This is a genomic window from Nocardia sp. NBC_01503, from assembly GCF_036327755.1.
Lineage (GTDB): Bacteria > Actinomycetota > Actinomycetes > Mycobacteriales > Mycobacteriaceae > Nocardia.
Window position 1 is genome coordinate 5,485,177 of sequence record NZ_CP109596.1, and the last position, 17,635, is coordinate 5,502,811.

General features: G+C 66.5%; 17 protein-coding genes. 6 read left to right on the forward strand and 11 right to left on the reverse strand.

Annotated elements, in window-relative coordinates; genetic code table 11:
- The first annotated feature begins 50 nt into the window (after positions 1 to 50).
- Positions 51 to 446, forward strand: a complete 396-nt coding sequence (locus OHB26_RS24890; protein WP_330179667.1) for a hypothetical protein — start codon at positions 51 to 53, stop codon at positions 444 to 446.
- Positions 447 to 550: 104 nt separating this feature from the next.
- The gene (gene arfB / locus OHB26_RS24895; RefSeq protein ID WP_330179668.1) at positions 551 to 979 is read left to right on the forward strand and encodes an alternative ribosome rescue aminoacyl-tRNA hydrolase ArfB; all 429 of its coding nucleotides are present in this window, start codon (positions 551 to 553) and stop codon (positions 977 to 979) included.
- An 8-nt stretch (positions 980 to 987) separates the two neighbouring features.
- On the opposite strand, the gene OHB26_RS24900 is transcribed toward arfB, so the two are convergent.
- Positions 988 to 2,268, reverse strand: coding sequence for a threonine/serine exporter family protein (locus tag OHB26_RS24900; RefSeq protein WP_330179669.1), 1,281 nt, complete (start codon positions 2,266 to 2,268; stop codon positions 988 to 990).
- A gap of 246 nt (positions 2,269 to 2,514) precedes the next feature.
- On the opposite strand from OHB26_RS24900, the gene OHB26_RS24905 reads away from it, so the two are divergent.
- The gene (locus OHB26_RS24905) at positions 2,515 to 3,789 is read left to right on the forward strand and encodes an amidohydrolase (RefSeq protein ID WP_442942714.1); all 1,275 of its coding nucleotides are present in this window, start codon (positions 2,515 to 2,517) and stop codon (positions 3,787 to 3,789) included.
- Between the two features lie 32 nt (positions 3,790 to 3,821).
- On the opposite strand, the gene OHB26_RS24910 is transcribed toward OHB26_RS24905, so the two are convergent.
- The 9 genes from OHB26_RS24910 to OHB26_RS24950 are packed head-to-tail and all read right to left on the reverse strand — an operon-like array spanning position 3,822 to position 13,028.
- Entirely contained in the window at positions 3,822 to 4,412 is a 591-nt protein-coding gene (locus OHB26_RS24910) for a hypothetical protein (RefSeq protein ID WP_330179670.1), read from the reverse strand.
- A 32-nt stretch (positions 4,413 to 4,444) separates the two neighbouring features.
- On the reverse strand, positions 4,445 to 5,659 hold the full coding sequence (locus tag OHB26_RS24915; RefSeq protein WP_330179671.1) for an MCE family protein: 1,215 nt from the start codon (positions 5,657 to 5,659) through the stop codon (positions 4,445 to 4,447).
- Positions 5,660 to 5,706: 47 nt separating this feature from the next.
- Positions 5,707 to 6,789 (reverse strand): MCE family protein, encoded by a 1,083-nt coding sequence (locus OHB26_RS24920; RefSeq protein ID WP_330179672.1) that lies wholly within the window; start codon positions 6,787 to 6,789, stop codon positions 5,707 to 5,709.
- Entirely contained in the window at positions 6,786 to 7,886 is a 1,101-nt protein-coding gene (locus OHB26_RS24925) for an MCE family protein (protein ID WP_330179673.1), read from the reverse strand. The genes OHB26_RS24920 and OHB26_RS24925 overlap by 4 nt, the downstream gene beginning before the upstream one ends.
- Positions 7,886 to 8,980 (reverse strand): MCE family protein, encoded by a 1,095-nt coding sequence (locus OHB26_RS24930; protein ID WP_442942715.1) that lies wholly within the window; start codon positions 8,978 to 8,980, stop codon positions 7,886 to 7,888. The genes OHB26_RS24925 and OHB26_RS24930 overlap by 1 nt, the downstream gene beginning before the upstream one ends.
- Positions 8,977 to 9,999, reverse strand: a complete 1,023-nt coding sequence (locus tag OHB26_RS24935; protein ID WP_330179674.1) for an MlaD family protein — start codon at positions 9,997 to 9,999, stop codon at positions 8,977 to 8,979. Before OHB26_RS24935 ends, OHB26_RS24930 begins: the two co-directional genes overlap by 4 nt.
- A complete protein-coding gene (locus OHB26_RS24940; RefSeq protein WP_330179675.1) occupies positions 9,999 to 11,345 on the reverse strand; it encodes an MlaD family protein in 1,347 nt (448 codons plus the stop codon). Before OHB26_RS24940 ends, OHB26_RS24935 begins: the two co-directional genes overlap by 1 nt.
- Positions 11,346 to 11,359: 14 nt before the next feature.
- Positions 11,360 to 12,220 carry an ABC transporter permease gene (locus OHB26_RS24945; RefSeq protein ID WP_330179676.1) on the reverse strand — a complete coding sequence of 287 codons (861 nt, stop codon included), beginning with the start codon at positions 12,218 to 12,220 and terminating at the stop codon, positions 11,360 to 11,362.
- A gap of 1 nt (position 12,221) precedes the next feature.
- On the reverse strand, positions 12,222 to 13,028 hold the full coding sequence (locus OHB26_RS24950; RefSeq protein ID WP_442943038.1) for an MlaE family ABC transporter permease: 807 nt from the start codon (positions 13,026 to 13,028) through the stop codon (positions 12,222 to 12,224).
- Positions 13,029 to 13,217: 189 nt separating this feature from the next.
- On the opposite strand from OHB26_RS24950, the gene OHB26_RS24955 reads away from it, so the two are divergent.
- The gene (locus OHB26_RS24955) at positions 13,218 to 13,913 is read left to right on the forward strand and encodes a TetR/AcrR family transcriptional regulator (RefSeq protein ID WP_330179677.1); all 696 of its coding nucleotides are present in this window, start codon (positions 13,218 to 13,220) and stop codon (positions 13,911 to 13,913) included.
- Positions 13,914 to 13,951: 38 nt separating this feature from the next.
- On the opposite strand, the gene OHB26_RS24960 is transcribed toward OHB26_RS24955, so the two are convergent.
- Positions 13,952 to 14,638 (reverse strand): TetR/AcrR family transcriptional regulator, encoded by a 687-nt coding sequence (locus OHB26_RS24960; protein WP_330179678.1) that lies wholly within the window; start codon positions 14,636 to 14,638, stop codon positions 13,952 to 13,954.
- A 237-nt stretch (positions 14,639 to 14,875) separates the two neighbouring features.
- Here OHB26_RS24960 and OHB26_RS24965 point away from each other — a divergent pair, with 237 nt between their 5' ends.
- Positions 14,876 to 15,829: an alpha/beta fold hydrolase gene (locus tag OHB26_RS24965; RefSeq protein ID WP_330179679.1), complete on the forward strand. Its 954-nt coding sequence runs from the start codon at positions 14,876 to 14,878 to the stop codon at positions 15,827 to 15,829.
- 13 nt (positions 15,830 to 15,842) lie between these two features.
- Positions 15,843 to 17,633 (forward strand): N-acyl-D-amino-acid deacylase family protein, encoded by a 1,791-nt coding sequence (locus OHB26_RS24970; protein ID WP_330179680.1) that lies wholly within the window; start codon positions 15,843 to 15,845, stop codon positions 17,631 to 17,633.
- Positions 17,634 to 17,635: the final 2 nt, after the last annotated feature.

Here is a 17,635-nt window from a genome sequence, read left to right on the forward strand (position 1 = left end):
GTCGTCGTTGATCAATACCCGGCGCTTGGAGCATGCCAACGATTCCGTGGATGACAGTCCGTACCCCCACCACCCCCGAGGTGCAATGCATGGCCGCTCGTCTCGAGGTCAATTCATTGCGTCAAGCGCCGGGCTTCCTCATCGCTTCCTTGACGCTGTGGTGGCAGGCTCGCCGCTCGCCGGGAGTGCTCGGACTGACCCTGACGGCGGAAATGCTGAAAGGCGTCTTCTGGACCTACTCGGTATGGGACGACAAAGCGGCGATCTACGCCTACGCGGGTTCCGAGCCGCACCGGTCGACCGTGGCCCGCAAGCGAAAGGTCATGCGGGACGCGACTTTCGTGTTCTTCACCGCCGCGGCGGATGAGAGGCGCCAATCCTGGGCCGAGATCGGCCACCGCATCGCCGAGCAACGCGGCTCGGCGAAACTCGATCACGCGGCATGACCATCACCCGTGACTTCGCCCGCCATCCCGGCCCGCGTGTCGAGCGCGGTTCCGGCGGCGAGGATGATGCGGGTGCGGTGGAGAAGTGAGTTCAGGGGGTGAATATGGCCGAGGACTTGACTGTGAGTCGGGCGCTGGTGATACCCGCGTCCGAGTTGCGCGAGCGGTTCTCACGGTCGTCCGGTCCGGGAGGGCAGGGTGTCAACACCGCGGACAGCCGAGTCGAGCTGTCGTTCGACCTCGCCAATTCGCCCTCCGTGCCGGAGCGGCTGCGCAGCCGAATGCTCGACCGTCTGGCCAACCGGCTGGTTGACGGGGTGCTCACGATCGCCGCATCCGAGCATCGCGCCCAGTTGCAGAATCGCGCGGCCGCCCGCGAGCGACTGGTCTCATTGCTGCGTGATGCCGCCGCCGCGCCGCCGCCGGTTCGCCGCGCTACCAAGCCCTCTCGCGGAGCCAAGGAACGTCGTATCGCCGCGAAGAAGCGTCGTGGTGTCACCAAACGCAATCGACGCGCCTCTCCCGACGACTAGCCGGAAGGTCAGCGCTCGCGGCGGCGCGAGGACTGGGTCAGGTAGAACAGCAGAACCCCCAGTGCCGCACCGACACCCAGACCCACACAGATGGTGAAAGCGCGGACGAAGTAGCCGATGCCGGAGGTGTGGAACAACTCCACGACCAGTCCTTGATACAGCACCAGGCCCGGGAGTAGAGCGCCGGTGAGGCCGACGAGGATCAAGGCCGACATCGGCACGCGCAGGCGTTCGGAGACCGCCGCGGCGGCGAATCCGAGTACTACGGCGGCGATAGAGCCGGTCCAATCCGGCGACAGGTGCGCCGTATGGATGAGGAATTGGTTGGTCGCGGCGGCGAGCAGTCCGGCGCCCGCAGCGGGTAGCAGCAGATCGGGGCCGCCGCCGTTGAAGACCGCATTGCCGATCGCACCGAGAACCGAGAAGCCCAAGGCCAGCCATATCGGGAGCGGCAGCAGCCGCGGATCGATCGACGGGCCGAAGGAAATGCGTTGTGACACAGTCACAACCAGTGCCCCGCCGAGTACGATGCCCGCAACCGTGAGCAGTGCGGAGGCCGCGCGGGCGGTGGCGGTCACGGTATCGGCGCTCACCGCATCGGTGGCGGTGGAGATCAATTGGGGCATCGGCACCAGCAGCACCCAGACCGTCGCGATCAGCACTGCCGTATCGGTGACCGTCACCGCGCCCACCAGATGCGCGAGGCCGCCCAGCGCTCCTGCGACCGTGGTCTGCACCGCGACCGCATAGAGCCGTGGCACGCCGGCCACACCCAATCCGCGCCCGAGGGCCCACACCGGCAGCAGCACCACCGCCGCGCCGAGCGCCGCCAACGCGGTGCCGCCGACCTGCAAGGCGATACACAGCGCCAGCAGGGCTCCGCCGAATCCCGTCACCCACCACGGCCACGGCCCGGGCCCTCGGTCCGCTCGCCGGAGCCGTTCGGTCGCGGCGGCGGTGTCACAGCTCTCCGAAGCGACCTCGTGCGCGAGGTTCTTCAACCGCTTCATCCGGTCGCAGTCGAAACTGTCGAGCGTGGCGGCGACTTCGGTACGACTCAGCGGATACTCGTCATCGCGGACGTACTGCACGGTGAGTGTGCGGCCGGTACCGACGACGGTGACGTTCGCGAACCCCATCGCTGCGGCGCAGATTCGCGTCGTCCGCAGCACCGAGTCGGTGGCATAACCGGATTCGAGCATGGCGACCGCGAGGCGCGCCAAGAACCCCAATGCCCGCCAGACCCGTTGTTCTCCGGATTCAGTGGCCAGGGGCCCCTTTTCGGTCACCGCCTGAGATTACGACCGCACTCCCGCGTTGCGGCGGCGCGACATGAGATCAACGCAGGTCGGCCAGCGCCAATCCGGACAGCGGGCCACCGGCGGCTGATCGCTTCGCGGGCTGAAGTCGCCGATGGCGCAGAGCACGTTGAGTTCGGCGGGGATGGCGGAAACCGATCGGTTACAGATTAGCGGGTTATTAGCTGTCATGATTGGGATGCAGTCCTACCGAACCCGTTGATGACGGAGGCGAATGTGACGTCGAAAACCAACGCAATTACCTCGGCACTATCCGGATTACCCGCGATCGGTGACGATCTGGCCGACTTCTATCGCGATCTGCACGCGCACCCGGAACTGTCGCGGGCCGAGCAGCGCACCTCGGAGGAGGTCGCACGCCGGGCGAAAGCGCTCGGATATCAGGTCACCGCCGGGGTCGGTGGCACCGGCGTGGTGGCGATACTCGCCAATGGCGACGGGCCGACGGTGTTGCTGCGCGCCGATTTCGACGCCTTGCCCATTACCGAGGCCACCGGTCTGCCCTACTCCTCGCAGACTCCGGGCGTGATGCACGCCTGCGGCCACGATATGCATGTCACCTGCCTGATGGGTGCGCTGAAACTGCTCGCCGACGCGCGTGCGTCCTGGTCCGGCACCGTCATGGCGTGTTTCCAGCCCGCCGAGGAGACCGGTCAGGGCGCGCAGGCCATGGTCGAGGACGGTCTCTACGACCGTTTCGGCACGCCCGATATCGTGCTCGCCCAGCACACCGCGCCGCTGCCGGTCGGCGTCGTGGGCGCCCACCCCGGCCCGGCCATGGCGGCCACCGACGCATTGCGGGTGGTACTGCACGGCCGCGGCGGCCATGGCTCGCGCCCCGAGGTGACGATCGATCCGGTGGTGATGGCCGCGGCCACCGTCATGCGCCTGCAGACCATCGTGTCCCGCGAGATTCCCGCCGCCGACGCGGCCGTGGTCACGGTCGGCATGATGCGCGCCGGGACGAAGGACAACATCATCCCCGATGATGCCGAATTGCGGCTCAACATAAGGACTTTCGACCCGGGCGTGCGAACCAAAGTGCTCGACTCCGTCGACCGGATCGTCAAGGCGGAGGCCGCAGCCGCGGGCGCGCCCGAGCCGCCGGAAACCTCCGTCATCGATACCTTCCCGGTGCTGAACAACGATCCGGACGCCCTCTCCCGCACGGTCGCCGCGCTGCGTGAAACCCTGGGTGATGACCGGGTTTTCGACCCGGGTCCGGTCACCGGCAGTGAGGACGCGGGCATTTTCGCCACCGCTGCCCGAGTTCCGATCTGCTACTGGATGTTCGGCGTGCTCGACCCGGCCCTTTTCGGCGACCCGGACCCGGTGCGCGGCCTGGGGAACATCGCGCGCGGGCAGGTCGATCTCGCGACGATTCCGGGCCCGCACACGGCCGGTTACGCACCGGTCGTCGAACCGTCCATCACCGCCGGTGTCAGCGCCATGACCACCGCGGCCCTGACCTGGCTCGGAACCAGCCGGTAGGGAGATCCAATAGTGCACCGGCGCAGGGCCGGTCAGCGGGCCGGGCCGCTGGTGCGGGGGATCAGGGGTGAGTCGACCTTGTTCACCAGCCAGCGGCCGCCGGTCTGCTGGAGGGACAGTGCGATGGTCAACTGGCCGGTGTGCGGTTGTCCCGAAGTGCCCGCGCTGGTGATGGTTTGAGTGATGGCTACCAAGGCCTGCGCGTCGGTGGGGCCGGAGGATTTGATGGCGCACTGGATGTCGCCGGCCTTCGAGGTGACTTGACCTTGGATGAGGACATCGCGCAAATCCTTACTGGTGCTGTCGAATTCCTGTTGCCACGCGCCGGTGGCTCCGGCCAGCACCTGCCGGAAGTACGCGTCGATGTTCTTGGCGTCGTAGTCGGCGAGTACGGGCGCGTAGTCACAGGCCGCGCGCAGTGCGTCGGCGCGGGCATGTTCACGATCGGTGAGGTCCCGGCTGGTGAGAGTGGAATGCGTTGCGACGGCGGCCGCGACGACCAGCCCGGCAATTGCCACGCCGACCGGCAGATAGCGTCGTAGGCGCGATTTCGATTGTGGTGGAGTGGATTCCGCGATCTCGGTGGTCGCTGTATCGGTGGGTGGTTCGCTTGTTTCGGTCATGGTGCCGGTCCGTTCAGGGGTAGGGGAGAGGGTCAATGGCCGGGCAGGGGTACGGACAACTCGTCGCCGGAGACACCCGGCGGCATGGCGGCGCCGTTGGCCGGGGTATCGGGGCGCGGGGCGTTGGCCGAGCCGCGAACCTGTAGGCCGGGATCGCTGGTGACGCAGTAGTTGTAGAGGCGGACCCGGCCGTCGGCGACCTGTGCGGGCGATACCGGGATGGTCTCGTATTCGCAGGTGGGGCGCGGCCAGATATCGACCATGGTGTTGAACGCGCCGTCGTGTGCGGGTACGCCGATCGCGGCGGAGCCGGTCCGCAATGCCGGGAACAACGCCATCAGGGCGGGGGTGCGCAGGCGGGCGGCGCGGGTGATGGCCACGAAGTTGGTGACCAGATTGGTGATGGGGTCGGAGGTTTCGGCGATGACGCCGCCGAGGGTGTCCAGCTGACCCGGTCCCTGTTCGAGCAGTCGCCGCACCTCCTGGTCGGCGGCGGTCAGCTGGGTGAACAATTCACCGGACCCGTGCACCAGGGTCGACAGATCGGGTTGTGCGTGACCGGTGGTCTCCGCGATCACCTGGAGATTGGCGATGAGTTGCCGGGTCTGCGGCAGTAGTCCGGTCAGCCCCGCCATGGCCTGGCTGAGTCCGCCGATGACATCGCGCAGCTGATCCGGTCCGCCCGCGAGGGCCTTATCCAGTTCGTCCACTATGACGGTGAGCCGTGCGGGATTGAGGCCGCCGATCAGCCCGCCGGTATTGGACAGGAAGGATTCGATGCTGACCGGCGTGCTGACGCGCGCGGCGTCGATCACCGCCCCCTCGGCCAGATACGGACCGGCGTCGGTGTCCGGTCGGAAGTCGAGGAACTGTTCACCTGCGGCGGAAAGGCGCTGCACCGCAACCTTACTCGCCGCCGAGATCTTCGTTCCAGCGTCGATATCGCCGACGGCCACCACTCCGGTGTCACCGAGGTCGACCGATCGCACGATCCCGATCCGGGATCCGCGGAAGGTGATGTCGTTGCCCGGCAGCAGACCGCCGGAGACGGGCATGAGCACCCGGACGGAGAAGGTGCGGTGCAGCGGATTCACCCGGACGATATCCAGGGCCAGGTACGCGCCGCCGAGCAGCAGCATCAGGACCATGCCCAGGGTCGCCAGGGTAAGCCGCCGCCGGGCCGCCCACTCGCCGCCGCGCACGGCGAGGGTGGCGGCCCGGGCGGTGCCGCGGTCCAGGAGCGTCATTGCTCGTTCGGACCCGCGGACAATCAAGGGGGACTTGGGATTGTCTGTCATCTGTTGCCGCCCTGTAGTCGGCCGATCACCCGGGCGAGCACCTCGGCGAGGCTTCCGATGAACGCGGGAATATCGGTCCCGTCGGGTAGCCGGCTGCCCTGCGGGTCGGTCAGGGCTCCGATACTCAGATAGGACACCTTCGCGGCGACCGCGAGACTGGTGCCCTCGGTGGTGGCCAGCAGCGACGGATACAGGGTGTGCAGTCCGTCGAGGGTGCCGGCGAGGTTGTCACCCATGCGGGTGAAGCCGTCCATGAGTTGCTGCACGCTGGTGAACAGACCGAGGAATTGCGGTCCGGTGGTGTCGGCGAAGTCGCCGAGCGCGGCCATGGCGGTGGAGACCTTGCCCGCGAGATCCGCTATGGCCTGGTTGTTTTCGGCCAGCACACCGATCAGCGGCGGGAAGGTGTCGGCGGCCTGTCCGAGTTCGGCCTTGCGCTGATTCAGGGTGGTGGTCAGCGATGACAGGCCGAGCAGGACGCCGTCCAGCTGGTCGGTGCGCTGGTTGAGCGCGCCGAGTGCGGAGGTCAACTCGACCAGCAGGTGCGACAGTTGTGGTCCGCGCCCGGCGAACATGGAGTTCATCTCGGTGGTGATGCGCGCGACCTGTTCCAGCGCACCACCGTTGAGCAGCATGGCGATCGAGGACATCAACTCCTCCACCGAGGCTCCGGCCGAGGTGTGCTCGCGCGAGATGGTGTCTCCATCGCCCAATGTCTTTGTGCCACCGTGATCTTCGGGCAGGGTGAGGGCGACGAAGATATCGCCGAGCGGTGTGCCCTGTCGCAGCTCGGCGCGCGTGCCGTCCGGCAGCTGAACATCACTGCGGATCTGGAGATCCACCAGCGCGCGGTAGTCGAGCGTGTCGATCGCGGTGACGATCCCGACATCGGTGCCGCCGATCTTCACGTGTGCGCGTTCGGGCAGGTTCAGCGCATTGTCGAAGACCGCGTGCAGGGTGTAGCTGGGTCCGCCCACCCCGGGTTTGGGCAGCGGTACGTTGTCGACGGTGACGGCACATCCGGTGAGTGCGGCGGTGAGCGCCAAAGGCATTGCGGCGCGGGCGATTCGATTGCTCATCGGGTGAACCCCAGTAGTGCCGCGGTCAGCCCGAAGTCGGGGCCGAAGTCTTGCAGCTTGCCGGTCCGGCAGCCGTCCGATCGCACCAGGAGGCGTTCGCAGAACAATGCCAGCGTCTCATTGTCCAACAGGGATTTATCGGTCAGCAGATGCAGGCGCAGCGCACCCTGCTCGGTACTGGTGGCATTGGCGAAGTTCTGGAAGAACAGTGGCGCGACATCGACGATCTCGGTCAGGCCGGGAGCGCTGTCGCGCATCTGCTGGGTGATGGTGGTGAGCCGGGTCAGCGCGGCGGTCAGCGGGCCACGATTCTCGGCGACGACCGAACCGGTATTGGTGACGAAGTCGTCGAGCTGGGTCAGCACCGCTTGCAGGCCGGGAGCCTGATCACGCAGCAGCGCGACGAGTTCGGTGAGCCTGCCGCTGAAATCGCGCACGGTCTGGTCATTGTCGGCGACGATCTGGGTGATCTCGTTGAGTTTGACTATGGTCGTGGAGATTTGGTCCTTGTCGGCCAGCGAGACCTGCAAGGCCGAGGCCAGCGCGTCCAGGGTCCGGCGGATCTTGTCGCCATTGCCGTCGAGCATCGGGAACAACGCGCGACTGGCCATCGGTCCATCGGTTGAGCTGCCCTTCAGCGACTGCCCCAATTGGTCGAAGTTTCGCAGAATGCGATCCAGGTCGACCGGAGTCCTGGTGTGCTCCAAGGGGATATGTGTTCCGTCGGTCAGCACCGGTCCGTCGCCGGTGTAGGCGGGGGTGAGCTCGACGTGCCGGTTGGTGATCAGTTGGGGCGAGACGAGGGCGGCCAGCGCCTGCGCCGGAACCTCGGTACCGGCATCCAGACTCATTCGCACCTCGACGTACGCGCCTTTCGGGGTGATGGCGTCCACGCTGCCGACCGGCAGCCCGAGCACATCGACCTCATTGCCGACATACAGTCCGGCGACGCTCTCGAAATCGGCGGTGAGATGAATACGATCGTAGCCCCACAGTTCGGACAGTGACGTAAATCCTTGCGGCAGCGAGCAGCTCGCGCTCAGCAGGCCGACGACGCACAGGAGCGTCAGGCGAGTGATCAAGCGGGCGTTCCGCATCAGCGGCACCCCTGTACCGCATCGGCCGCGCACAGCCAGTTGTCGGGGAATACCCACGGCAGATAGATGTCGCCGTAGTTGCCATTGCCGAAGGCATTGTTGAACTGCCGCAGCGCGACCGGCATCACCTGATACAGCCGGTCCAGGTTCTCCTTGTTCTTGGTGAGCCCGTCGGACATGGTGTTCAGATTCTGAATAAGGGCTCCCAGCTGGCCGCTGTTCTCCAATCCCATGTCCTGGAACGCTTTCGAGACGGCGGCGATATTGTCCAGCAGTTGCCGGACCAGCTGCTGCCGCTGCGCGACCGCGTCACCGATGGCCTGTCCGCGAGTGAGCAGCAACAGCACGCTGTTCTGATTGTCGGCCACCACCTGTGAGACCTGCCCCATATTCTTCAGCAGTGCGTCCACCTCGTCGCGGCGGTCGCTGATGACCTTGGCCAGCGCGCCCACACTGTCCAGGGCCTGGGCGGTCAGCTGCGGGGAGTCGCCGATCTGCCGGCTCACCGCGTCCAAGGATTGGCGCAGCAGCGCGGGATCCAATCGCTCCACGCGTTCGAAGGAGTTGGTATAGGACGGGTCGTTCACCACCTTGGACAGGTTGTACGGCACCGAGGTGTGATCGAGTCGAATCCGGTGTCCCGCAAGCCCGGATCCGGTGCCCGGTTCGAGCGCCACATGCATCTTCCCGAGAATGGTCGACATCTTGATGGCGGCGCGGGCGTCGGCCCCGAGTACGACCGAGTGGTCCACGGCCAGCTCGGCCAGCACGAGTCCCTTCCGCACACGCGCCGATTTCACTGTGCCGACCTGGATTCCGGACATGTCGACACTGTCACCCGGCCGCAATCCGGCCGCCTGCGCGAATTCGGCGTAGACGGTGTTCTGGCCCAGATGCAGTCGGGTCACCACGCTCGAGCCGATGAGCAGCGCGAGGATGGTCGCGCCGACGCCGATGCCCAGCCACCAGTGCCGGTCCTGTGTGAAGCCGGGAATCGTGTGCCACATGCGTGACACGGTCGGCAGGCCGATATGCGTGGGCGCGCGATCGATCGGGCCGAATAGTCGCTGCCGCAATGCTGTTCGTCGTTTCATCGGCACACCTCCGAGTGAGCGTTGCCGCCGATCTGCGGCACCAGACCGGGAGGCAGCAGCACTCCCCAGAGCGACACATCGAGCGAGCAGACGTATGAGTTGATGTACGCGCCGTTACCGCTGATCCGCGCGAGCCCGGCGAGCACGAACGGCAGCTCCGTCGCGGCCTGATCGAGCCGAGCGCCGTTGGACAGCAACAGATTCACGCCCTCGGTCGCATTCTGCTGGGCGCGCGCGATCCCGGGCTTCACCTCGAGAATCAGCGCGGTGAGCGCGGTGGTGGAGGTCGCGGCCTGGGTCACCGCGCCTTTGAGGACCTCGCCCTGCGAATACAACCCGCTGATCAGCGCATTGGACTGTGCGATAAGGGTTTCCAGATCGCTGCTGCGGTTGGCCAGACCGGAGATCACCCCGCTCAGATTGCTGATCACATCCCCGAGGATCTGATCGCGTTGCTGGAACGACGAGGCCAGTCCGGCGGCCTGAGTGATCAAGGCGCTCAGGGACACTCCGTCACCCTGTAGGGCCTGGATCAGCGTTTGTGACAGTGAGTTGACCTGTTCCGGTTGCAGCACACTGAACAACGGTTCGAAACCGCTCAGCAGTGTGGAGACATCGAAGGAGGATTCGGTCTGCTCCAGGGGAATCGCGCCGCCCGCGGGCAGCTGTCGCGCGTCACCCGGTGCGGCCGCCAGCTCCACATAGCGCTGGCCGATCAGGTTCTGGTAGCGGATCAACGCCTTGGTGGTGGTGTAGAGCGGTTGCCGTGCCCGTACTTCCAGTACCACGCGGGCGTTGCGGGCGGAGTCGAAGCCGAGGGAGTCCACTCGGCCCACCCGCACTCCGGCGACCCGGACGTCATCGCCGACGCGTAGCCCCAGCACATCGTGGAAGGTCGCCGAATACCGGTGGGTGTCTCCAGGTACCGAGCGTTGCAGGGTGGACCAGATCGTGTAGGTGGCGACTACCGAGGCCACCACGAAGACGGCGAAACCGAGTGCGGCAGAACGTGTATTCATCAGCGGCCGCCTTCGGTCGCGGTCGGAGCGAGGGTGAGTGAGCCGCCGGTGAGCACGCTGCCGAGCAGGATGGCCCGGGCGGCGCCGGGGTCGCCGCCGCTCAGCGCGCGTACGGCGTCGGCCCCGCTGAGCGTGATGGGTGCCGCGGCGGGCTGTGCTCCACCGGAGGCGGCCGGATCCGGCAGGAAGGGTAGCCCGGGCAGCACCGGTACCGCAGGTCCGCCGGTGCCGGTCGGCAGCAGTTGGCCCGGAAAGACCTGCTCGGCAGCGGTATCCGGCACCGAACCGGCGCGGCAGCGCGGCCCGGTCAGCTCGCCGTAGTGGGGACAGTCCGCGGCGGTGTAGGGCTTGAACGGTGTGAATGTCACATTGATGCTCCAGACCATCTGCTTGTCCGGGCCCCAGCTGAAGACCGGGACCAGGCGACTCAGCGCGGTGTTGAGGTTCGCCATGGCGACCGCGATGGCGTCGGGATCGGCGGCGAGCGCGCCGAAGGTCTCGTTCAGACCGGATACCAATTCCTTGCCGGAGTTCGGGTTTCGGGCGAACAACGCATTGGTGGCGTCGAGGGCGGATCCGGCCGAGGTGAGCAGTGCCACCAGGCCGGTGCGCCGCTCCACCAGTGTGCGGGCCGCGGTCACGGACTCGTTCAAAGTGTCGATCAGCTCGGGTGCGGAGACGCTGACCGCGCTCGCGGCGGCCCCGAGATCGCCCAGCAGATCGCCGACCCCGGCGATACCGCGCACGTCGGTAACCCATCGGTCCAGTCGCTCGACGGTGGAACCGGGCACGCGTGCCGCGGGATCGAGGGCATCGGCCAGGGTGCCGAGTACGCGTCCGAGTTTCGCGGGCTGAATATTCGCCAGCACCGTGCGCAGCGTGGTCAGGGTGCTCTGTAGTTCGATCGTTGTCGCGCTGGTGTCCTCGGCGATGGTCGCGCCCGCGCGCAACCCCTGTGGCGCGGGGCCATTGTCGACCAGCTCCAGGGCCGTGACGCCGAAGATGTTGGCCGGTATCACCCGCGCGGTCACGGTGGACGGAATCGCCGCGGCGGCAGTGGGTTTCAGTTCTATGCGAACCTCCTGCCGCTTACCCTTCGCGGCGATGTCCACCGAGTCGACGACACCGACGAGCATGCCGCGGAACTTGACATCCGCGCGGGCGGGCAGCCCGTCACCGGTGCTGGTCATGGCGGCGACCACCCGCACGGAGTCGTCGAACGCGCCCTCGAAACGCATTCCGAACAGCACGAGCAGCAGTACGAAGACCGTGAATACGGCGGTGCCGATCGCCGCCAACCGCTGGGCGGACGGCCCGCGACCGCTCGGATCGAGATTCATTGTCATGGTGTGTATTCCGCCTATCCGGAGATGCGGATACCGGGGTCGATGCCCCAGATCGTCATGGTGAGCAGCAGATTCGCGAAGACGACCGCGATAATGGTCACCTTGATCGCCCGCCCGGCGGCGACGCCGACCCCCTCGGGACCGCCGGCGGCGACGAAGCCGTAGTAGCACTGGATGAAGGTGGCGAGCAAGGTGAAGGCCACGACCTTGAGCACCGAGTAGAGAATGTCGGTGCCATTGAAGAACTGGTGGAAGTAGTGGTCGTAGGTGCCCGCTGTGGTGCCGCCCAGGAACAGCACCGTCAGCTTGGTGGACAGGTAGGCCGTCGCCAGTCCCACGCTGTAGAGCGGCAGCACCGATACCGCCGCGGCGAGCATGCGTGTGGTGACCAGGAACGGAAGTGGCCGGATCGCAATGGATTCCAGTGCGTCGATCTCCTCGGAGATGCGCATGGAGCCGATCTGCGCGGTGAACCGGCAGCCCGCCTGCGCGGCGAACGCGATGGTCGCCAGCAGCGGGGCGAGTTCGCGCGTGGTCGCGAATCCGGAGATGGCCCCGGTGAGCGGGCTCATGGTCAGCAGATCCAGCGCCGTATGCGATTCCATGCCGACGGTCGCCCCGCCGAATGCGCACAGAATGATCACCACACCCGCCGTGCCGCCGCCGACCACCACCGAACCGTTACCCCAGGTGACATCGCTGATCAGGCGGAGCACCTCTTTGCGATACTGCCGCAGCACCAGCGGTATCGCCGCGAGCGCGCTGAGGAAGACCACCGCCTGATGCCCGAGCCGAATCGGGGCTCGCGCGGGACCCTGTAGCGAATTACGCAGTCGCAGCGCGGGTCTGAACAGTGATGGCGTGTAATTCGCCATATCAGAGCACCTTCGAGGGCAGTATCGTGTTGTAGATCTGGGTGATGATCACGTTGGTGCCGAACAGAATGATGGCGGAGCTGACCACCGCCGAGTTCACCGAATTGGCCACTCCGCCCGGCCCGCCCTTGGTGTTGAGCCCGCAGTCGCAGGCGATGATCGCGGCCAGCGCGCCGAATACCATCGCTTTGAACACCGCGACCACCAGATCCGCCGCGACCGCGAAAGAGGCGAAGGTGCGGATATAGGAACCCGGTGTGCCCGACTGGATGTAGACGTTGAACAGATATCCGGTCGCGAATCCGATGAACACCACGAATCCGCACAGCAGCATGCTGACCAGTACCGCCGCCGCCAGCCTGGGGGCGACCAAGCGGCGGATGGGGTCCACGCCCATGACCCGCATGGCGTCGATCTCCTCGCGAATGGTGCGCGAGCCCAGGTCCGCGCACATCGACGAGCCGACCGCGCCGGCGATCATCAGCGAGGTCACCAGCGGCGCGCCCTGTCGAATGATGCCCAGCCCGTTGACCGCGCCGATGAAGGTCGTCGCGCCGACCTGACTCACCAGCGTGCCGACCTGGATGGCCACCACCACGGCGATGGGAATGGCCACCAGCAGTGTGGGTATCGCGGACACGTTGGCCATGAAGGCGCACTGTCGAATGAATTCCCGGTATGGAAAACGGCGTCGCACAACGGAACTGAACAGTTCGGCGGTCGCGCGACCGGCCATGACCGTCTGCCGCCCCAGCGTGCGCACCGAGCGTTGTGGATGCCCCCGCCAGTATTCGAGCGCGAATCGAATGACGCGTTCACGATCGGCGCGCGCTGCCTGATCTGCACTGGTCAAGGTGTCGTCTTCCCCCCGGGCAGGCACGATCCGTATTCTTACGGGACCGTAGAACTTAATTTCTACGCGTGCGTAGAAGTGGTGGATGGGACACTACCAAGGTGTGATCCAAGTCGCTACCACCGAGTGCGGGATGATTTCCGGGTGACCGTTGAGAAGAAGTCGGCGGGCGTTTGGCAGATCTCGCCCTCCGGCCCCGAGCCCCGCCCCAGGCGGCGCAACACCCCGCGCCTGCCGCCGCAAGAGCGCCGCACCCAACTTCTGGACGCCGCGCTCCGAGTGGTCGGCCGCGACGGTCTCGCACAATTGACCATGCAGGCGGTCGCCAAGGAAGCCGGTGTCGCCAAACCCGTTCTCTACGCGCTGTATCCGACCGCCCCCGAACTGATCGGCGCACTCCTGCACCGCGAACACGCCCGCGGTATGGCCCAGGTTCTCGGCTCGCTACCGACCGACCTGCGCGCCTCGGACCCCGACGACGAGTTCATCGGCGCGTCCATGACCTTTCTCGAAGCCGTGGCCGCCGACCCCATGCGGTGGCGCCTGATCCTGATGCACGCCGATGGCGCGCCCAGCGATTACCGTGAGGTGCTCACCGCGGCCCGCGACCAATTGCTGACCCGCAGTATCGAATTGCTCACCGCCGGTTTCCAATTGCGCGGTGGACCCGCCGACGCGGATATCGAGCTGATCGGCAATGTCATGCTCGGATTCATCGAGGTGCTGGGCCGGCTGGTCCTGTCCGACCCGCAGGGCTTCCCGCCGGAACGGCTGCGCAGCACCGTGCGGGCACTGCTCCGGACCATGCCCTCACCCCGAACACCTACCGGAAACCCATAGCCCGTGTACCTGGCCGCCATCGTGCGGGCGGGGGAGCGTTATTCGGCGCGCGGCTGTGAGATCGCCGCCAGCGTGGCGACAATCGGGGTGTCGGGGTCCGCGATCACGTTCTTGCCACGCAGGAATCCGTCCAGCAGTTGGCATACCGAATCGGTGGTGCGGTCGACGAATCGCGTGGTGTGCTCTTGGGTCGGAACACCGGGAACGTCCAGCCAGAGGTCGGTGACGGCGACGACCAAGCCGACCAGCCCGCGGGTGAGATGATCGATGCCCTCCGGGTCGAGGTGCACCGCCGCCAGGAGGGTGCGGCCCTGGTCGGCCAGGCGTTCGGCCATCCGCCGTCCGGCGTCCAAGGGCCGGTCGGAGCCGCCGGGGGCGGGGCTCAGCTGGGTGAGCGCCAGGAATCGAAAGAGGTTGGGGTAGGCCAGGATCGTTTCGGCGTACGCGGTGAGGAAGCGGCGGACGGTGTCGCGCGGCGGCTGCATCATGAGCGACAGGTCGGGGGTGATCGCGCGGGTGATCTCGCGTGCCATCCAGTCGGCGATGGCGCGGTCGAGATCGGATTTATCGGTGAACATCCGGTACAGGCGCGGTTTGGCCACGCCCATCTCCTGGGCGATGGCACCCATGCTCACCTGTGGGCCATCCCGTCCGATGACGCGGATCGCGCCCTGAACAACCTCTTCCCGGGTGAGCGCGCGCGGGCTGGACCGACCTGACCTCAATGCGGCAACTTTCTCGGCGATACGGATGGCGGGTTCTCGCCCGCCCGAGTCTATCGACCTGGTCCGATGTCTTGCGCTCACTGTAGTACTCCCGGTACTTCGGTGGGTTCACCGTGAGATTGCCCTGTTGACATCGCGCCTGGCGATGGCCAAACTCATCGGCGGTACCAGCGGTACCGAGTTTCAGAACCGCCAGTACGAGACGGGGGCGTTCGCACCCCGATCGGAAGGATCCCGATGACGGGCCAGCTCGAACACCCCGGCACTCCCCAGCAGAGCACACCTGCCCGCACTCCCGCACCGGAGCGTGGTTACACCGTGCGAAACGGCGATATCGAAATCGCGGTCTTCGAATACGGTGACCGCGACGCGGAACCCCTTGTGCTGGTGCATGGTTGGCCGGACACCCATCACCTGTGGGACGGCGTCATCCCACTGCTCGCCGACAGGTTCCGCGTCATCGCCTATGACACACGCGGTTACGGGCAATCCACGGTGCCCGATACGGTGGCGGCCTTCCGGCTCGAAGAACTCGCGAAGGATTTCTTCGCGGTGATCGACGCCGTCAGCCCGGGGCGTCCGGTCCAGGTGATCGCCCACGACTGGGGTTCGGTGCAGGTGTGGGAGGCGATCTGCGAGCCCGGCGCGGAGGAACGCGTGCGATCGTTCACCTCGATCTCCGGCCCGAATCTCGACCACCTCGCCACCTGGATGCGCGCGGGCCTGTCCCGGCCGACGCCCCGGAACGCGTGGGGCCCGATCACCCAGATGATCTCCTCGGCCTACACCGGGTTCTTCATGATTCCGCTGCTGCCGGCACTGTTCTTCCGCCTCTTCGGCGGCGCGCGGAGCTGGCGACTGTTCCTGCGCGTGGTCGAGGGCATTCCCGCCGAACGGGTGCACCTGGCCCCGACCCTGCGCCGGGACATGGTCTCCGGCCTGCGCTTCTATCGCGCCAATATCCTTGCGCGCCTCAGCTCTCCGCGGGAACGCCGCACCAAGGTGCCGGTGCAGCTGCTGGTGAACTCCCGTGACATAGCGGTGCGCCCGGCCGGCTTCGACCGCACCGGCGAATGGGTGGAAACGCTTGTCCGCCGCGACCTTTCGCACGGCCACTGGCTGCCGTTCGCCAATCCCGAAGTCATCGCGCGCGCCGGGACCGAATTCATCTACGCCTGCGCTATCAGCTGAAAAGAGTTCCAGCATGGACGATTTCGATCTCGTCATCACCAACGGCACCTGGTTCGACGGTACCGGTGCGCCTGCCCTGCGCCGCACCCTCGGCATCCGGGACGGCGTGGTCGCGCAGATATCGGCGGAACCGCTGCCGATCGGCCCGCGCACCGAGGTCATCGATGCCGACGGCAAATGGGTATTGCCCGGCTTCGTCGACGTACACACCCACTACGACGCCGAGCTGCTGGTCAAACCCGAACTGCCGGAATCGCTTCGGCACGGGGTGACCACCGCGTTCATCGGCAATTGCTCGCTCTCGACGGTGCTCGCGGACAATGACGACTGCGCCGACCTCTTCAGTCGCGTGGAAGCCGTACCGCGCGAAGCGGTGTCGCGGGTACTCGGCGAGCACCGCACCTGGAGCGGCCCCGCCGAATACGCCAAAGCCCTCGACGAGATGCCGCTGGGGCCGAATATCGCCGCCTTCCTCGGACATTCGGACCTGCGCACGCATGTGCTGGGCCTGGACCGCGCCGTCACCCGCGACACCAAACCCTCCGCCGCGGAGATCGAGCGGATGCGACAGCTGCTCGGCGAGGCCGTCGACGCGGGTTTCCTCGGCCTGTCCTCCATGTCGAACAAGCTCGACAAGATCGACGGCACCGAATACCGATCCCGCTCACTGCCTTCGACCTACACCCGGGGCAGGGAGGTGCGGGCGCTGAACCAGGTACTGCGCCGCAACGGCCGGGTACTGCAGAGTGCGCCCACCATCAATCTGCGCCCCAATATCTACAAGTACTTCTGGGCCAGTTCGGGTCTCGCCGGTCGCCGAAAACTGCGCACCTCGTTGCTCTCGGCCGCCGATTCCAAGGCGTACCCGCCGCTGGTGTACTTCATGCTCTGGGCCGCGCCACTGCTGAATCGCTTCGCGCGCACCGACTTTCGCTGGCAGCATCTGCCGGTGCCGTTCACGGTGTATGCCGACGGCATCGATCTGGTGGTATTCGAGGAGTTCGGCGCGGGTGCGGCCGCGTTGCACCTGAAAGACGAGGTGGAGCGCAATGAACTGCTGCGGGACCAGGGGTACCGGCGTTGGTTCCGCAAGAACTACGATGACAAATTCAGCCCGCGCATCTGGCACCGGGACTTCTTCGACGCCGAGATCGTCTGCTGCCCCGACGCTTCGGTGATCGGCAAGACCATCGGGCAGGTCGGCAAGGAACGCGGACTGCATCCCGTGGACGCCTACCTCGATATGGTGGTCGAATACGGGCCGCGGCTGCGCTGGCGCACCACCATCGCCAATGACCGGCCGAAGTACCTGAACAAGCTGGCCGCCAATACCGGCGTGCAGATGGGGTTCGGCGACGCGGGCGCGCACCTGCGGAATATGGCCTTCTACAACTATCACCTGCGCCTGCTCGAAAGAGTCCTGCGCGCGCGGGAGAACGGGAAGCCGTTCCTGAGCCTGGAACGCGCGGTGCACCGTCTGACCGGCGAACTGGCCGACTGGTATCGGATCGACGCCGGTCATCTGCGCCAGGGCGACCGGGCCGATATCGTCATCGTCGACCCCGCCGGACTCGATACCGCGGTGCACGGGCTGCACGAGAGCCCCATGCCCGAATTCGGACTCGACCGCATGGTGAATCGCAATGACCGCGCCGTGGTAGCCACCATCGTCAACGGCCGCACCGTGTACCGCCACGGCGACTTCGCCGCCGGACTCGGAAGCTCTTGGGGCCCAGGACAATTCCTGCGCGCCGGAGAGTCTTCTCGCCGGGACCGACGACTCGCGCGGTCCGCCCGCCCCTGATA

Bases quoted from the DNA above. Each gene is read 5' to 3' on its own strand.
- OHB26_RS24890 (WP_330179667.1), top strand. From the start codon at position 51: ATGACAGTCCGTACCCCCACCACCCCCGAGGTGCAATGCATGGCCGCT.
- arfB (WP_330179668.1), top strand. From the start codon at position 551: ATGGCCGAGGACTTGACTGTGAGTCGGGCGCTGGTGATACCCGCGTCC.
- OHB26_RS24910 (WP_330179670.1), bottom strand. From the start codon at position 4,412: ATGACCGAAACAAGCGAACCACCCACCGATACAGCGACCACCGAGATC.
- OHB26_RS24915 (WP_330179671.1), bottom strand. From the start codon at position 5,659: ATGACGCTCCTGGACCGCGGCACCGCCCGGGCCGCCACCCTCGCCGTG.
- OHB26_RS24920 (WP_330179672.1), bottom strand. From the start codon at position 6,789: ATGAGCAATCGAATCGCCCGCGCCGCAATGCCTTTGGCGCTCACCGCC.
- OHB26_RS24925 (WP_330179673.1), bottom strand. From the start codon at position 7,886: ATGCGGAACGCCCGCTTGATCACTCGCCTGACGCTCCTGTGCGTCGTC.
- OHB26_RS24930 (WP_442942715.1), bottom strand. From the start codon at position 8,980: ATGAAACGACGAACAGCATTGCGGCAGCGACTATTCGGCCCGATCGAT.
- OHB26_RS24935 (WP_330179674.1), bottom strand. From the start codon at position 9,999: ATGAATACACGTTCTGCCGCACTCGGTTTCGCCGTCTTCGTGGTGGCC.
- OHB26_RS24940 (WP_330179675.1), bottom strand. From the start codon at position 11,345: ATGACAATGAATCTCGATCCGAGCGGTCGCGGGCCGTCCGCCCAGCGG.
- OHB26_RS24945 (WP_330179676.1), bottom strand. From the start codon at position 12,220: ATGGCGAATTACACGCCATCACTGTTCAGACCCGCGCTGCGACTGCGT.
- OHB26_RS24965 (WP_330179679.1), top strand. From the start codon at position 14,876: ATGACGGGCCAGCTCGAACACCCCGGCACTCCCCAGCAGAGCACACCT.
- OHB26_RS24970 (WP_330179680.1), top strand. From the start codon at position 15,843: ATGGACGATTTCGATCTCGTCATCACCAACGGCACCTGGTTCGACGGT.